Origin of the sequence: Streptomyces sp. NPDC102274, assembly GCF_044766385.1 — a bacterium.
GTDB lineage: Bacteria > Actinomycetota > Actinomycetes > Streptomycetales > Streptomycetaceae > Streptomyces.
In genome coordinates this window covers 56,064-73,836 of the sequence record NZ_JBIWLW010000008.1, presented here as the reverse complement: position 1 = coordinate 73,836, position 17,773 = coordinate 56,064, and the positions used below count along the sequence as shown (strand labels likewise).

Below are 17,773 nucleotides of genomic sequence, written 5' to 3'. Positions count from 1 at the left end.
CCCTCTCGTCTCGCGGGAAAGCGCTCCTAGCCGATGCACGCGGCAAGAGCCCTTCGGCGGAGGTGCGCCGGGGGCGCGCGCCGAAGGCCCGATGGCCCGGTACGCCCCCGCACGCTGACCAGGCGATATTGCTACTGGTAGTTGATCGACAGCATGCTGTTACAGGCATCTGCTGTGCGGGACACCGGCGAATGCTCCCCTTGGCGACCCGCGAACGATGGGATGAAATGTCCGGTTCTTCGATATCCGGCGCGGGCCGGCCCCAGTCGGGGCGGGACTCGCGGGACACTGCACGTGCGCTGCTGGCCCGGGCCGCTCATCCCCTCTTGCTGCTCGCGGTCGTGATCGTCTTCGCCATGACCGCGCGGTACGGCTGGGACCCGAGCCGTGTCACCTTCGTCTTTCAGCTCGCGATGCTCTGCTATCTCGCGGGGCTGGAGCGGCTGATCCCGTACGAACGTACCTGGCACCCCAGTCGGCGGGAGTGGCGCTGGTACGCCGTGTACTACCTCCTCACGGCGGTGGGCGGCGGGCTGGCGCAGTCATTGGTGGTGGCCGCTGTGGGCGTCGTGGCCCCCGCCGACTCCGTGCTTCCGCTCTGGGGCGAGATACCTCTCGCCCTGCTGCTGGGTTCGCTGGCCAGCTATGCCGTGCACCGGCTGGGACACACCAATCCGTGGTTGTGGCGGCTGCACGGCGTGCATCATGTGCCCAACAAGGTCAACGTCGCCAACAACGGCGTCAATCACGTCGTGGACGTTCTGATCTCCCAGGGCTTCACACAACTGGCACTGGCACTCGTCGGGTTCTCGGAGACGGCCGTCTTCGGAGTGGGCCTGTTCGTCGTCGCCCAGGGGTATTTCGTCCACGCCAATGTCGCCGTACGGCTCGGCCCGCTCAACCATGTCTTCGTGGGGCCCGAGCTGCACCGGCTGCACCACAGCACCGATCTGGCCGAGGCCGGGCACTACGGCTCCGACCTCTCCGTCTGGGACCGGGCGTTCGGCAGCTTCACCTGGCGGCCCGGCCGCGAACCGGCCGCCGTCGGCCTCGTGGACCCGGATTCGTTCCCCGGGACCGGCTCGATCGTCGCCACCCTGGTGCATCCCTGGCGACGGTCCGCGAAGGCCGGTGAAACCGCTGGCTGATCTCCCGGACCCCCGCTGTCGCGAACACCCCCGCTTTCGCGTCGCGCGTACCGCACCCGCTCTCCGCCCCCGCTTCGGCGTAGAGGCCCGGGTGCCCGCGCCTGCCCTTTGTGCACGTTGCGTGCTGACGACTCAAGGACGCTTCCATGGCTGAATCGCTCCCCACCACGCCTCCCGAGAAGATCGCGCTCATCGGCATCGGCTGCCGTTTCCCCGGCGGAGCCGGTGACCACCGGACCTTCTGGCGGAACCTGCTGGACGGTAAGGACTGCATCACACCGACACCGCGCGACCGGTACGACGTGACCACCCTCGGCAGCCGGGACAGGACCAAGCCCGGCCGCCTGGTGGGTGGCCGGGGCGGATACATCGACGGCTTCGACGAATTCGATCCCGCCTTCTTCGGCATCAGCCCCCGCGAGGCCGACCATATGGACCCGCAGCAGCGGAAGCTGCTGGAGGTGACCTGGGAGGCGCTGGAGGACGGCGGCCAGAAGCCGGCCGAACTGGCCGGGGGCGATGTCGCTGTGTTCATCGGCGCGTTCACCCTGGACTACAAGATCCTCCAGTTCTCCGACCTCCGGTTCGACACCCTGGCCGCGCACACGGCGACCGGCACGATGATGACGATGGTGTCGAACCGCATCTCGCACTGCTTCGACTTCCGCGGCCCCAGCGTCTCCATCGACACCGCGTGCAGCTCATCCCTGGTCGCCGTGCATCTCGCCTGCGAGAGCCTGCGCCGGGGTGAGAGCACCCTCGCCCTGGCCGGCGGCACCCTGCTGCATCTGACGCCGCAGTACACGATCACCGAGACCAAGGGCGGCTTCCTGTCCCCGGAAGGCCGCTCCCGTACGTTCGACGCCGGCGCGGACGGATATGTACGCGCCGAAGGCGTCGGTGTCGTAGCGCTGAAGCGCCTGTCCGACGCTCTGCGGGACGGTGATCCGATCCACGCCGTGATCACCGCGAGCGGGGTCAACCAGGACGGACGCACCAACGGCATCACGGTGCCGAGCGCCGACGCCCAGGTCACCCTGATCGAGCGGGTGTGCGCCGAGGCCCGGATCGCACCGGGCAGCCTCCAGTACGTGGAAGCCCACGGCACCTCCACCCCGGTCGGCGACCCCATCGAGGCCGACGCGCTCACCCGGGCCCTGGCCGTCGGCCGCGAACCGGGCGCCCCCTGTTATGTCGGCTCGGTCAAGACCAACATCGGGCACACGGAATCGGCCGCCGGAATCGCCGGCCTCATCAAGACCGCCCTCAGCATCGAGCACCGCACGATCCCGCCGCACATCAACCTTGAGCGGATCAACCCCGCCATCGACCTCGACGCCGCGCCCTTCAGCATTCCGGCACAGGTCACCGACTGGCCGGCGCACAAGGGCCCGGCGCGGGCCGGCGTCAATTCGTTCGGCTTCGGCGGCACCAACGCGCACGTCCTGCTGGAGGAGGCACCGCCGTCCACCGCCGAGGCGCGGCCGTCAACACCCCGCCCGCGCCACAGCGTTCTGCCGCTGAGCGCGCGCGACGCGTCCGCCCTGCCCGTGCTGGCCGAGGCGATCCGCCGGGAACTGGCCGAGCCCGCCGCGGGCGCCCCCGCGCGGGCCGTGCCCCTCGCGGACCTCGGCCACACGCTCGCGCACCGCCGCCAGCACCATGACGCCCGGCTGTCCGTCGTCTACTCCTCCCGTGACGACCTGGACGAGGCGCTCGCGGCGCATGTACGGGGCGAGGCCCACCCCCGCGTGCTCGTGGGCCGACGGCGCGCGGAGCGGCGGCGGCCGGCCTGGGTGTTCACCGGCATGGGCCCCCAGTGGTGGGGCATGGGCCGCGAACTGTTCGCCTCGCAGCCCGTCTACCGGGACGCCGTCGTACGCTGCGACCGCGAGATCGCCGCGCTCACCGGCTGGTCCCTCGTCGAGGCGATGAGCGCGGACGCGGCCGACTCGCGGATGGCGGAGACCTGGCTCGCCCAGCCCGCCAACTTCGCCGTGCAGATCGGCCTCGCCGCCCTGTGGCGCGCTCATGGGGTACACCCCGACGCCGTCGTCGGTCACAGCACGGGCGAGGTCGCCGCGTTCTACGAAGCGGGCGTGTACAGCCTGCGCGACGCGGCGCGGATCGTCGTGCACCGCAGCCGTCTGCAGCAGCGGTTGGCGGGTACCGGAAAGATGCTCGCCGTGAGCCTCACGGAGGAGGAGGCGGCACGCCGCGTCCGGCCGTACGGAGACCTGGTGTCCGTCGCCGCGGTGAACAGCCCGGCCGCGATCACCCTTGCCGGGGACGAGACGGCCCTCGGCGCACTCGCCGAGGAACTGCGCGCGGAGAAGATCTTCGCCAAGTTCCTCACCGTCCGCGTGCCTTACCACAGCGCCCGCATGGCGGAGATCAAGAACGAGCTGCTGTCCTGCCTCTCCGGCATCGAACCACGCCCCGCCCGGGTGCCGCTGTACCTGACCGCGCGTGAGGGCCGGGCCCAGGGCACCGAACTCGACGCGGACTACTGGTGGAACAACGTCCGCGACAGCGTCCTCTTCCGCTCGGCCGTCGAGCGCATGGCGGACGACGGCCACCGCGTCTTCCTGGAGATCGGCCCGCATCCCGTGCTGGCCCACGCGATCAGGGAATGCCTCGCGAACAGACCCGCCGAGCAAGGCACGGAGGTGGTGACCCTGCCCTCCGTCCGCCGTGAGGAGGACGAGGAGATCCGCTTCACCACCTCGCTCGCCGCGCTCCACAACCTCGGCTTCGACGTCGACTGGGGCGTGCTCCAGCCCGCGGGAAGGCCCGTACCGCTGCCGGGCTACCCGTGGAAGCGCGACCGGTACTGGACGGAGCCGGAGCCGGTGGCGCGGGTCAGGCTCGGCCGGGTCGACCACCCCCTCCTCGGCCGCCGGCTGGCCACCGCGGAGCCGGTGTGGGAGACGGAGCTCGACCTTGAGACCACCCCGTACCTGGCCGACCACCGTATCCAGGGGCGAGCCCTGTTCCCGGCCGCCGGCTATGTCGAGATGGCCGCTCAGGCGGTACGGACCCTGACCGGCGGCACCGAGACCGCGCTCGGCGACATCGAACTGCGCAAGGCGCTGTTCCTTCCCGATGACGCGTCCCGCACCGTGCAGTTGGCTCTCTCCCTGGAGGACTCCTCCTTCACCGTCGCGACCGGCACCGGCGAGATCGGGGAGCGCGCGGTCCACGCCAGCGGTGTGGCCCGCGCCGACCACCGCCCCGCTCCCGTGGCGCCACTGGACATCGACGCGGTCAGGGCACGCGGCGAGCGTCATCTCGACAGCGGAGCCTGCTACGCCTCGCTGAGCTCTCTCGGCTACCACTACGGTCCCGCCTTCCAGGGCATCGAGGAGGTGTGGACCGGCCGGGGCGAGGCGCTGGCCCGGATCCGCCCGCCCGAGGCCATCGGCGACGACGCGGCGCGCCACCACGTCCATCCCGTCCTGCTCGACTCCTGCTTCCAGGCTCTTCTCGCCGCCGGGGGCCTGGGCGGTCCGCGCGCCCTGCCCGCCCCGGCGGGGGGCGACGGCCCGGCGGGCGGGTCCACCGGCATCCTGCTGCCCCTGTCCATCGCCGAGGTACGCACCGGCCCGGTCGGCGACCGGCCGCTGTGGGTCCATGCCACCGTCACCCGGCAGCGGGACGGCGAACTCGTCGGAGACATCACCCTGTATGGCGACGACGGCCTTCCGCTCGGGCAGGTCGGTGGTTTCCGGGCCGCCGACGTGGAGCGGGCGTCGGCCGCCGTGGGGCTGGGCACGATCGACAACTGGCTCGCCGAACCCACCTGGACCGCGTGCCCTCTTGAGCCCGATCCGGCCACCGCTCCGGCGTCCGGCGGCTGGCTGCTGTTCGCCGACGCGCCCGGCGGAGTCGCGGACGCGCTCGCGGAGCTCGTCACGGCGGGCGGAGGCCGCTGTCACCTCGTACGCCCCGGCGACTCGTACACGATCAGCCGACGCGCGCGCACCTCGACCGTGGTGCCCGGCAGCGCCGACGACCTGCGCCGGCTTCTGGCCGACCTGGCGGAGGACCCGGACGGTTCCGACCCCGGCACCGCCGTCGACACCGTCGTACACCTCTGGAATCTCGATCTGCCGGCCCTGGACGAGACCGGGCGCGGGCACCTCGAAGAGCACAGCACCACCGGGGCGTTCTCGCTGGTCGCCCTCGCGCAGGCGCTTCAGGAGGACTGGCGTCAGATCGCCGCGCCCGCCGCCCTGCACATCGTCACACGCGGTACGCAGGCCGCCGATCGCGGCGACGCCGTAGAGCCGCTGGGCGCCCCGGCCTGGGGCATCGGCCGCGTCCTGCGCCACCAGGAACTGACCGCACACCGGGGCAAGCTGATCGACCTCCCCCTGGTCCCGGACGGCGCGCGGGCGGCCGACGGGCGACGGGCCGAGGCGCGGTTCCTGCTGAACGAGATCCTGACGGCCGCCGCGCATCCTGGGCAGTACGAGGACGAGATCGTCCTGCGCCAGGGCCGCCGCCTCATCAGCAGGCTCACCCGCCCCGGCGGCCTCACCCGCCCTCTTCCGCCGCGGCTGCGTCCGGACGGCGCCTACCTCGTCACCGGGGCATTCGGCGCGCTGGGCCGGCTCCTGTGCCGCTTCCTCGTACGGCGCGGTGCCCGTCATCTCATCCTCGTCGGCCGTACCCCCCTCCCCGACCGCGCCACCTGGCGCGACCTGGACGGCGACTCGCCCGCCGGCCGCGGCGCGCGGTTCGTCAAGGAGCTGGAGGCCCTGGGCGCGCACGCGGTCCACGCGCGGCTGGACGTCACCGACGAACCGGCCCTGGCCGCGTGGCTGGACGCCTACCGGAGCCAGGACGCCCCACCCGTGCGCGGCGTGTTCCACCTCGCCGGGCACGTACGGGACACCCTCGTGCCCGCCATGGACCGGGCGGCCTTCGACTCCGTCCTCGCGCCCAAGGCGGCCGGTGCCTGGCTGCTCCACCGGCATCTGCGCGACGCACCGCTCGACCACTTCGTCCTCTTCTCCTCGATCGCCTCTCTGCTCACCACCGCGGGCCAGACCAACTACGCGGCGGGCAACGCCTTCCTCGACGCGCTGGCCCATCACCGCCGCTCCCGTGGACTGCCCGCGCTCAGCATCGACTGGGGCCCGTGGGCGACCGGCATGATCGAGGAGCTGGGTCTGGTCGAGCACTATCGCGCCGGCCGCGGCATGAGTTCGCTCTCGCCGGGCGCGGGCATGGCCGTGCTGGAGCGTGTCCTCGGCCAGGACCGTCCCCAGCTGCTGGTCGCCACGGTGGTGGACTGGAAGGTCTTCCTCGCCTGGTACGCGTCGCCGCCACCGCTCGTCACGGAACTCGCCGACGGCGCCGACAGCGGCACCGGATCCGACGAGGGCAGCAGCTTCCTCGATGTCTTCCGTGCGGCGGACGAGGAGCGCCGCGCCGAGCTGGTCGCCGAGCGGTTCACGGCGGTGGCCGCCACCGTGCTGCGGGTGCCCACCGAACAGGTCGGGCGGACGAACAGCCTGGCCGCCCTCGGTCTCGACTCGCTTCTGGCGATGGAGCTCCGCGCTCGCGTCCTCGCCGAGACCGGTGTCGCCCTGCCTCTGGTGGCTCTGCTCAGCGGTGCTCCCGCCGCCGAACTGAGCGGTCAGCTGCACCTGGCGGCGGCGGCTCTCGTCGCGGAGACGGCGGACACCTCGGGTGCCGCCGCCGCGGTCGAGATGTACGAGGACGAGTCCTGTCATCCCCTCACCCAGAACCAGAAAGCGCTGTGGTTCCTCAAGCAGCTCAACCCGGACGGCTTCGCCTACAACATCGGCGGCGCTGTCGAGGTCAGGACCCGGCTGGAACCGGAGCTGATGTTCGACGCCGTCCGTACGCTCGTGGCGCGGCATCCCATGCTCCGCGCCAACTTCTCGCTGGAGGACGGCCGGCCGGTGCAGCGCGTCTCGGCCGCGGGCGAACCCGACGTGGGGCTGTTCGACGTCCAGGGCCGCGACTGGGACGACATTCACGACCTGATCGTCCGCGAGTACCGCCGTCCGTACGACCTGGAGAACGATCCGCTGATCCGGATCCGGCTGTTCAAGCGCGGCCCGGACCGCTGGGTCATCATGAAGGCCGTCCACCACATCATCTCGGACGCCATCTCGACCTTCACGTTCATCGAGGAACTCCTCTCGCTGTACGAGGGGACGCGCGAGGGCCGCCCCGTCGCGCTGCCGCCCGTACCGGCCCGGTATCTGGACTTCCTGAACCGGCAGAACCGGTTCCTGGCCTCTCCCGACGCGCGGCGCATGCTGGACTACTGGCGCGGGAGCCTGCCCGCCGAGGTGCCGGCCCTCGATCTGCCCACCGACAAAGCGCGGCCGGCGGTGCAGACGCACAACGGCGCGTCCGAGTTCTTCGTCCTGGACGCGGACCTCAGTGCCCGCGTCCACGCCCTGGCCCGCGAGCACGACGTCACGATCTACATGGTGCTGCTGAGCGCCTACTACGTCCTCCTGCACCGCTACTCGGGCCAGGACCGGATCATCGTCGGCAGCCCGGTGACCGGCCGCACCGATGAGGAATTCGCCTCCGTCTACGGCTACTTCGTCAATCCGCTCCCGCTGTACGCGGACCTGTCGGGCGCCCCGTCCGTCGCCGCGCTGCTCTCCCAGGTCCGCCGGACCGTTCTCGGCGGGCTCGACAACCAGGAGTACCCGTTCGTCCTGCTCGTGGAGGAGCTGGGCCTCCAGCACGACCCGAGCCGGTCGGCGGTATTCCAGGCGATGTTCATCCTGCTGGCCCACAAGGTGGCCTCGGAGCAGTACGGATACCACCTGGACTACATCGAACTCCCCGAGGAGGAAGGCCAGTTCGACCTGACGCTATCGGCGTACGAGGACGAGGCGGAGCGGCGCTTCCACTGCGTCCTGAAGTACAACACCGATCTCTTCCTGCCCGAGACCGTGGGCCGGATGGCCCGGCACTACGTGAATGTGCTGGACGCCCTCACCCGCGCGCCCGCCGACCGGCCGGTGGCCCGTCTCGACCTGCTCGGCGCCGAGGAACGCGCACGCGTCGTCCATGACTCCACCGCGCTGGGGCGCTCGCTCCCCCACGACAGGCCCGTGAACCAGCTGATCTCCGAGGCCGCCGCCCGCCACCCCGACGCTGTCGCGGTCTCCGTACCGTCCGAGACGGGTGGCACCGAGCATCTGACGTACGGCGAACTGGAAAGCCACGCCCGGCGCCTGGCCGGCCGCCTGGCCGACCGGGGTGCGGGCCGCGGGGACGTCGTCGCCGTGTGCCTGCCCAAGTCACCCGAGCTGATCGTCACCCTGCTCGCCGTCCTCAAGGCCGGCGCCGCGTATCTGCCCCTCGATCCCGGCCATCCCACCGACCGGCTCACCCACATGCGGGACAACGCGGGGGCGGCCCTCGTCATCACCGGCGCCGCGGACCGGGAACGGCTCGCGGCCCCGGGGGTCGAGATCCTCACCGACGTCCTCGTGGCGGGCGGCCCCGCCGGGGCGGGCGGCAGCGGCGCGCCGCACCGCCACGCCCCCCGCACCGATCTGGACTCGCCCGCCTACGTCATCCACACCTCCGGGTCGACGGGCCGCCCCAAGGCCGTGCGCGTCAGCCACCGCGCCCTGGCCGCCCTCCAGGCCGCCTGGCAGGAGGAGTACGGCCTCGGCGCGGAGCCCGGCGTCCATCTCCAGCTGGCCGCCGTCTCGTTCGACGTGTTCACCGGCGACCTCGTCCGCGCCCTGTGCTCGGGCGGCCGGCTGGTCCTGATCGGCCGCGATCTGCTGCTCAACACCGCCCGGCTGTACGAGACGATGACCGCCGAGGACGTCGACTGCGCCGAGTTCGTCCCGGCCGTCGCCCGCGCGCTCATGGACCACTGCGCGTACGGCGGCCACCGGCTGGACTTCATGCGGCTGCTGATCGTCGGCTCCGACGCGTGGAAGGTCGAGGAGTACGAGCGGCTGCGCGGCCTGTGCGGCCCCGACACCCGGGTGATCAATTCGTACGGCCTGACCGAGGCGACGATCGACAGCGCGTACTTCGAAGGCCCCGCGGAAGGACTCGAACCGAACCAGCTGGTGCCGATCGGCAGGCCCCTGCCGAACTGCTCCCTGCACATCCTGAGCGACCACCACGACCCCGTACCGCCCGGCGTCACGGGCGAGCTGTGGGTCGGCGGCGCGGGTCTCGCCCTCGGGTACGCGGGCGACCCCGAACAGACCGCGGAGCGCTTCGTGTCCCTGACCCTTGACCGCGGTCCGGGGGCCGCCCCCGAGCGGCTCTACCGCACCGGCGACCTGGCCCGCAGGGACGCCAGGGGCCTGATCCACCTCCTCGGCCGCGCGGACGCGCAGCTGAAGGTGCGCGGCCACCGCATCGAACCCGGCGAGATCGAGTATCCGCTGATGTCCCTGCCCTGCCTCGCCCAGGCCGTCGTCACGGTTCGTACCGACGCCCGGGGGGAGGCGGCCCTGTGCGCCTACTACGTACCGGTGGCGGGGAGCGAGCCGGATCCGGGAGAGCTGCGCGGTCACCTCGCCGAGCGACTGCCCACCTATCTCATCCCGGCCTACTTCACCGCGCTCGACACCGTGCCGCTCACCTCGAACGGCAAGGTCGACGTCGCCGCGCTGCCGGAGCCCCGGGCCGAGTCCGGAGAGGAGAGCCATGAACCACCGGTCACGCTCTACGAGGAACGGATGGCCGCCCACTGGCAGTCCCTGCTCTCGCTGGGAGGTGTGGGTCTGCGGAGCGACTTCTTCGCCTCCGGCGGCAGTTCCATCAAGCTCATCGAGCTGATCCACCGGCTCCAGGCGGAGTTCAACATCACCGTCCCGGTCAGCCTGCTCTTCAAGGTCACGACACTGCGCGGCATGGCCAGGACGGTCGAGGACATCATCACCGGCAAGATCTCCGGCGGCCGGCCCTGTCTGACGTTCAACACCGGCCAGGGCCCCACGCTGTTCTGCTTCCCGCCGGCCGGTGGGCACGGGCTCGTCTACCGTCGGTTCGCCACGCATCTGCCCCAGTACGAACTCGTCGCCTTCAACCACGTCGACGGCGACGACAAGGTGATCCGCTACGCGGACCTCATCGAGACAGTCCGCCCCGAGGGCCCCTGCCCCGTGTTCGGGTACTCGCTCGGCGGCAACCTCGCCTTCGAGGTCGCCAAGGAACTGGAGGGGCGCGGACGTGAGGTCCCGCATGTGGTGATCATGGACTCGTACCGCATCCTGGAGGCCCATTCGCTCGCCGCCGAGCACATCGAGGCGTTCGAGCACGAGTTGCGTGGCCATCTGCACCGCCACACCCGCTCCACGGCCGTCGCCGACGAAACGCTCGCACAGGCCAGGGAGTACCTGGACTTCTGCGGCCGCACGCCCAACCTCGGCACGGTCGCGGCGACCGTCAGCGTGATCTCCGACGAGCGGAAGGCGGCCCTCTACTCGGCCGGCCGGCGCGGCACCTGGCACGGCAGCTCGACCACCCGCACCGAACTGCTGCGGGGCCGCGGCACGCACGCCGAGATGCTCGACGAGAAGTATCTCGCGCGGAACGCGGAACTCACCGTCGCCGTCCTCACCGGCGTCACCGGCCTCGCCGGAGGTGAGACACATGTCGCGTGAGACCAGGCCCGTGTGGCAGCGGCGTGAGCGGAGTCCGGGCGACAAGCCCCGCGTCATCATCGTCGGCGCCGGCATCGGGGGGCTGTCCACCGGCTGCTACGCACAGATGAGCGGCGCCGAGACCCGTGTCTTCGAACGGCACGTCCTGCCGGGGGGCTGCTGTACGGCGTGGTCCCGGCAGGGCTATGTCTTCGACTACTGCATCGAGTGGCTCACCGGCACCGGCACCGGCAACGACGCCAACCGGGTGTGGCGGGAGCTCGGAGCCCTGGACGGCAAGACCATCGCCAACTTCGAGATGTTCAACACCGTCGTCGACGACGGCGGGCGCGCGGTGACGTTCTACAACGACCCCGACCGGCTGGAGAAGCACCTGCTGGAGATCTCGCCCGTCGACGCACGGCCCATCCGTGCCTTCTGCCGTGATCTCAGGCGCTTCATCGACATCAACCACTATCCGTTCATCACTCCCCCGCCTCTTCGGACACCCAGGGAGAAGCTGGCCGAGTTGCGCGTGATCCTGCCGGACTTCCTGCTGTTCTGGCGGACCGCCGTGACCCGTATGGAGCGCTTCTCCGGCCGGTTCCAGGACCCACTGCTGCGCCGGGCGTTCCCGTTCATCTTCTTCCAGGACCACGAGGTCTTCCCGCTGCTGCCGTACCTGTTCAACATGGCCAGCGCCCATCACCGGAACGCGGGCTTCCCGCAGGGCGGCTCGCTGGGCCTGGCCAGGTCGGTCGAGGAGCGGTACACCTCGCTGGGCGGACGTGTCGACTACCGCACACGGGTGGCGCGCGTCCTGGTGGAGAACGATCGCGCGGTCGGTGTGGAACTGCGCGGTGGCGAGCGGCACTACGCCGACCACGTCGTCTCCGCCTGTGACGGCTACACCACGATCCACGGGCTGCTCGACGGCCGGTACACCAGTCCCAGGGTCGACAAGCTCTTCCGGATGATGGACCGCCCGGAGCTCGTCTACTCCGGGGTCGTCTCCGCCTTCGTCGGGCTCAAGGGCGAGTTCGACCCCGCGGAGCGGCACAGCACCACCTATCTGCTGTCCGACGAAGACTGTGCCGCCCTGCCGAGCGTGCTGCAGAAAAGCCTGGTGGTCCAGTTGCGCTCCCGCTACTCGGACGGTTTCGCCCCACCCGGCAAGTCCGTCGTCCACTGCACGTATTTCAGCGACTACACGTACTGGAAGGACTTGCGGCGCACCGACCGCAAGGCGTACTGGGCGCGCAAGCAGGAGGTGGCCGACTTCGTCCGCGCCTTTCTGGAGCGGCACCACCCCGGCATCGCCGAGGCCATCGAGGTCATCGATGTGGCCTCGCCCACGACCACCGAGCGGTATACCGGCGTGCGGGGCGGCAGCATCCTGGGCTGGAAGTCCTTCACCGACGCCGATGACGTGATCACGGAACTGATCAACAAGGACCGGATGCGGCTGCCGGGCCTGCGAGGTTTCTCGCTGGCCGGGCAGTGGTTCGGCGGTGGCAGCCTGATCCGTACAGCCGCGAGCGGACGGTTCGTCACCCAGTTCATCTGCCAGGAACTGGGGCTGGAATTCCGTGCCTGGGAGAGCGGCGGAACAGAGCCGTGGCATCCGGGAAAGCTGGGCCGGCTGCCGCAGCTCGAACACCGGGGTGTCCGGTGAGCGCATGGTGAGCGCCCAAGCAGCCCCTGCCCCTGCCCGAGTTTCTGTCCGAGTTCCCGATCAAGCTCCCGCCCCCAGTAGCCCCAGTAGCCCCAGAAAACCGAGGAGAGCAGCGTATGGCGCCTGCCACCAAGCGCAGGGAATCCATGATCATCATCGGTGGCGGGCTCGGCGGCCTGTCCACCGGCTGCTACGCGCAGATGAACGGCTACCGCAGCCAGGTCTTCGAGATGCACGAGATCCCCGGCGGCTGCTGCACCGGCTGGGGCCGGGGTGACTTCACGTTCGACTGCTGCATCAGCTGGCTGCTGGGCAACGGCCCCGGCAACGAGATGCACCAGATCTGGCTCGAACTGGGCGCCCTCCAGGGCAAGGAGATGCGCCACTTCGACGTGTTCAACATCGTGCGCGGCCAGGACGGGAGGGCCGTGTATTTCTACTGCGACCCGGACCGGCTCGAAGCCCATCTGCTCTCCCTGTCGCCGGCCGACGCCCGCCCCATCCGCTCGTTCTGTGCGGGACTGCGGAAGTTCCGCGCCTGCCTTCCCGCCTATCCGTTCCTCAAGCCCGTCGGCCTGATGAGCCGGTGGGAGCGCTGGCGCATGCTGGCCGGTTTTATCCCGTACTTCAACCTCTTCCGGACGTCGATGTCCGTACTGATGACGGAGTACTCGTCCCGCTTCAAGGACCCGCTGCTGCGCGAGGCGTTCAACTACATCCTGTACGAGAAGCACCCCGCGTTCCCTGTGCTGCCCTTCTACTTCCAGATGGCCGCGCAGGCGAACCTGTCGGCGGGGGTGCCCGAGGGCGGCTCCCTGGGGCTCGCCCAGTCGATCGCCCGGCGCTACACACGGCTCGGCGGTGAGATCACGTACAACGCCAAGGTCGAGGAGATCCTCGTCGAGAACGACCGCGCGGTCGGCGTTCGGCTCGCCGACGGGCGCGAGTACCACGCGGACATCGTCGTCTCGGCCTGCGACGGCCCCACCACCCTGATGAAATTCCTTGGTGGCCGGTATCTCGACGACGACTACCGGCGGCTCTTCACCCGGACCATCGAAGAGCCCGGCATGGTCTTCCCCGGCTATGTCAGTGTGTTCCTGGGCCTGCGGCGGCCCTTTCCACAGGGGGAGCCCACCACCACGCATCTCCTCGGCGAGGAGACCGCCTCGCGGCTGCGCGGCATCCGGCATCCGAGCCTCAATGTCCAGTTCCGCAGCCGGTACTATCCCGAGCTCTCGCCGCGCGACACGACCGTGATCTACGCGACGTACTTCTCCGACACCGCGCCCTGGCGGGAGCTGAGCGAGGGACCGGAACAGCTGAGCCGTCTGCGCCGGGGAGGGGAGCTGCACACGCTGCCCGTACGGCGCGGACGCGCGTACTCACTCGCCAAACGCCGGGTACGGGACACGGTCGTCGACTTCCTGGACGAGCGCTATCCGGGCCTCAAGGACTCCATCCAGGTACGTGACACCGCCACCCCCCTCACCCAGATCCGCTACACGGGCAATTACGAGGGCACCTTCCTCGGCTGGCAGCCCTTCGTCGAGGGCGGCGAGGCCATGGAGGAACTCGTCAAGAAGCACGGTCCGGTCCTGCCCGGCCTGGAGAACTTCTATCTCTCCGGTGTCTGGGCCACCACGGGCGGCCTCATCAGGGCGGCCGGCGCCGGACGGCAGGTCATGCAGTTCATCTGCCGCGACGACGGCGTCGGCTTCACCGCCTCCGTCGATGATTCCGCGCCCCCGCCGACCCATGTCCTCATCCCCGTGGGTCCCGGGTCTCCCGTGCGCGAGCCGGACACGTCCTCACCGCCCGAGCCCGCGCACCTCCCCCACTGAACACCAGGAAACACCGCACCAGGAAAGGCGGACACCCCCATGTCTCCCCTGTCCCCCCGTCCGGACCAGCACTCCGCGCAGCATCCGAAGCCGCTCGACTATCCCTTCTGGACCAGCGAAGGTCTGGATCTGCACCCCGCATACCGTCGGCTGTGGGACCGGCCTCTGGCCCGGGTGCGTCTCCCCTACGGTGAGGACGCCTGGCTGGCGACCCGTCACGAGGATGTCCGTACCGTCCTGTCCGACCCCCGCTTCAGCCTCGCCGCCGCTGTCAGCCGCGACCAGCCCCGGATCGGGCGGATGCCCCGCACGGGCGGTGGCCTCATCGCCAGCGACGCCCCCGACCACACCCGGATGCGCTCCCTCCTGAGCAAGGAATTCACCGCGCGCCGTATCGAGCGACTGCGCGACGAGATCCGCAGGACCGCCGACGGTCTGCTCGACCGGATGACGGACATCGGACCGCCCGCCGACCTGATCGAGGAGTTCGCCTTCCCGCTGCCCATGACACTTATCTGCGAACTGGTGGGCGTGCCCGAGTCGGACCGTCCTCATGTCCGGGCCTGGGCCGACACCGTGTGTTCGGGGAGCGCCTCGCCCGAGACGATTCAGCGGCAGGCCACGGACTTCTTCGCCCGTATGCGGGACTGGACGGATACGCGCCGCCGGGAGCCCGCCGACGATCTGCTCACGCTCATGGTCCGGGCTGACAAGGACGGAAGTGTTTCCGAGGGCGAGCTGATGGGGTTGCTCAACGAACTCCTCGTCGGCGGATTCGTCACCACCACCAACCAGATCGGCAATTTCTTCTCTCTCCTGCTGCTTCCCCGGGACGGCGAGGAGGACCTGACGGCCCGGCTGCGCGCCGAGCCCGGTCTCATCCCGAAGGCGGTCGAGGAACTCCTGCGCTACGTGCCACTGCTCAACGGACTGAGCCTGCCGCGCTACGCCACGGAGGACGCCGAACTGGGCGGGGTTCTGGTCCGCGCGGGTGAGCCCGTCATCGTCTCCCCCTCCGCCGCCAACCGGGACCCCGATGTTTTCGACGACCCGGACCGTGTGGTTCTCGACCGTGCCAACAATACGCATGTGAGCTTCGGGCACGGGACGCACTACTGCCTCGGCGCCCACCTCGCCCGGCTGGAGCTCCAGGTGGCACTGGAGCGAGTACTCAGCCGTATGCCGGACCTGCGTCTGGCGGTTCCCGTGGAGGAAGTGCGTTGGCGCTCAAAGGAGTTCTTCAACGGCCTGCACGAGCTGCCCGTCACCTGGTGACCTCACCGGGCGACCTCACCGGGGCGAGCCGACGGCACCGGATCCGCCGGCCCGCGGACAGGCCGGCGGCACAGCGCCGTCCCGCAGCACCGACCCCATCACCATCCCAAATCCTTTTCAGCGGTAAGTCGCCAGATATAACTTCATGCAGAGCCAGGACTATTGACGAGCCGGAAGTTGGGCAGTTGAATCGCATGGGCAGAAGTGCCCAGTGGGACGGGTGTGTGTCTTGGCCCGCCCGTCCGGCTCCGGTTCCCCCCACCATGGATCCCGTCAAGGGGTGACGCATGTACCGAAGAGCATTATCCGTCCTCTGTGGCGTCGCGCTGCTTGCCGCCTGCACTCTGTCCATTCTTCCCCGCAATGAGGTTCGCGCCGACGTCATTGGCGCGGCTCATTCCGAACTGGTTGCCGCGGCCGCCGGCGCGACAACACCCTTCGTCACGGTCGAAGCCGAAACCGGGACGCTCGGCGGCAACGCCCGCCTCCGCTCCATAAGCCCGGGAGCACCGGCACCGACCGCGGCTTCCCTGGAGACCGAGGCCTCGGGCTACGCGCTGGTCGAACTGAAGGCCACCGGTGATTCGGTGACGCTGCCGAACAACACGGGCAAGAACGCCAATACCCTCGTGGTCCGCGTCTCGATTCCGGACGCACCGGCGGGCGGCGGCATCACCGCGTCGCTGAACCTTTATGTGAACGGTGCGTTCCGCCAAGCGATCACGCTGAACTCGAACCAAGCGTGGAACTACCGCGAGGCGACCACCAACCCCGACGACCCCCGCGCCGGCGGGATGCCCTACCGCTTCTACAACGAATTCCCCGTCTGGATCACGGGTGCTCCGATCGCCGCGGGCAGCACCATCAAACTCCAGAAGGACGCTGCCAACACAGCCGCCGTCTACGACATCGACTCCGTTGACCTGGAAAACGTCGGCGCCGCGCGGACCCAACCGGCCGACTCACTCTCCGTCGTCAGCTACGGCGCGGATCCGAACTTCGTGAAGGATTCGACGGTCGCCATCCAGAACACGGTGAATGCCGCCCGAACGCAGGGAAAGTCGGTGTGGATCCCGCAGGGAAAATACCTGACGAACAGTCTGGCACCCACGCCGTTGAACTTCACCGGCGTGAAAGTACAGGGTGCCGGGATGTGGCATTCCACCATCTATCGTAAGGTTCCTCTTCCGGCCAACTCCTGGCGTTCGCAGATCCTGGTGGGCTCGGGAACCACGCTGACGGACCTTCAGGTCGACGCCAATGCCATCTGGCGGGGAGTCGGTGGCACCGGCGGTTCGGACTACGGAATCAATGCCAGCGGCGCCGGTGGCTGGCTGATCGACCGGATCTGGACGCGACACATTGACGCCAATTGGCTGTCGGGCACCAACGGCGTTATCCAGAACAGCCGGACCGCGGACACCTACGGTGACGGTTTCAACGTCAACAACGGCAACACGCCGAATCCAGACAAACTCGGCCTCAACATCACGGTCCGGAACAACTTCGCCCGGAACACCGGTGACGATTCCTTCGCCACGTACTCCGACGCCGGCGCCGACGGCGCCAACGGCCAGATGAGCGGTACAAAGATCCTCAACAACACCGCGATCGCGCCCTGGTGGGCCAACGGCATCCGGGTCGCCGGCGGACAGAACATCGAGGTGAGAAACAACCTGGTGAACAGCGTGTCCTCGAACAGCGCGCTGGAGCTCAGTGTGTTCGGCGACACGGGACACCCCTTGCAGTCGGTCACGGTCAGTGGAAATGTCCTGCTCGGCGGCGGTGGCTGGAACGGCGTCCGGCACGGTGTGCGCATCGGCTCTCCGTCCAGCACCTCGCTGTTTCCGACCGCTTACTCGAACGTGACCATGAGCGACAACGTCATGCGCGGATCCCTCCGTGCGGGCCTCCACATCGATCGAACGCGCGTCAACGTAAAACTGACGAACAACACGATCGACCGCCCTGCCAAGCAGGGAATCTGGATCCCGACGGGAGTCACCGGCACAGGGTCCTTCACGGGGAACACGGTGCAGAATCTGTTCCCGGGCCAGGTCGCGACTCAGAACGACTCATCGGCCACGTTCAAGATCACCGGCTGAAAGTATCTGGCCCGACGCTCAGTTCAGCTCGCGGTCGGGCCTGCGCTCCAGTCCGTCCAGCGCAGGCCCGACCGCGACGCGGGTGGTGTGATCCGCGTCGTCC

Annotated in this window: 6 protein-coding genes; all 6 read left to right on the top strand. The window is 69.6% G+C overall.

The window, feature by feature from the left end; translation table 11 throughout:
• Positions 1 to 227: 227 nt before the first annotated feature.
• The 6 genes from ACIRQP_RS13435 to ACIRQP_RS13410 all read left to right on the top strand — a co-directional run bounded on the left by ACIRQP_RS13435 (position 228) and on the right by ACIRQP_RS13410 (position 17,670).
• Positions 228 to 1,148 (top strand): sterol desaturase family protein, encoded by a 921-nt coding sequence (locus ACIRQP_RS13435; protein WP_403888087.1) that lies wholly within the window; start codon positions 228 to 230, stop codon positions 1,146 to 1,148.
• Between the two features lie 146 nt (positions 1,149 to 1,294).
• Positions 1,295 to 10,792 carry an amino acid adenylation domain-containing protein gene (locus ACIRQP_RS13430; RefSeq protein WP_403888084.1) on the top strand — a complete coding sequence of 3,166 codons (9,498 nt, stop codon included), beginning with the start codon at positions 1,295 to 1,297 and terminating at the stop codon, positions 10,790 to 10,792.
• On the top strand, positions 10,782 to 12,446 hold the full coding sequence (locus ACIRQP_RS13425) for a phytoene desaturase family protein (protein WP_403888081.1): 1,665 nt from the start codon (positions 10,782 to 10,784) through the stop codon (positions 12,444 to 12,446). The genes ACIRQP_RS13430 and ACIRQP_RS13425 overlap by 11 nt, the downstream gene beginning before the upstream one ends.
• A gap of 146 nt (positions 12,447 to 12,592) precedes the next feature.
• Positions 12,593 to 14,290, top strand: coding sequence for a phytoene desaturase family protein (locus tag ACIRQP_RS13420; protein WP_403888580.1), 1,698 nt, complete (start codon positions 12,593 to 12,595; stop codon positions 14,288 to 14,290).
• Between the two features lie 39 nt (positions 14,291 to 14,329).
• Positions 14,330 to 15,565 (top strand): cytochrome P450, encoded by a 1,236-nt coding sequence (locus ACIRQP_RS13415; protein WP_403888078.1) that lies wholly within the window; start codon positions 14,330 to 14,332, stop codon positions 15,563 to 15,565.
• Positions 15,566 to 15,852: 287 nt separating this feature from the next.
• Positions 15,853 to 17,670: a right-handed parallel beta-helix repeat-containing protein gene (locus ACIRQP_RS13410; RefSeq protein WP_403888075.1), complete on the top strand. Its 1,818-nt coding sequence runs from the start codon at positions 15,853 to 15,855 to the stop codon at positions 17,668 to 17,670.
• Positions 17,671 to 17,773 lie beyond the last annotated feature (103 nt).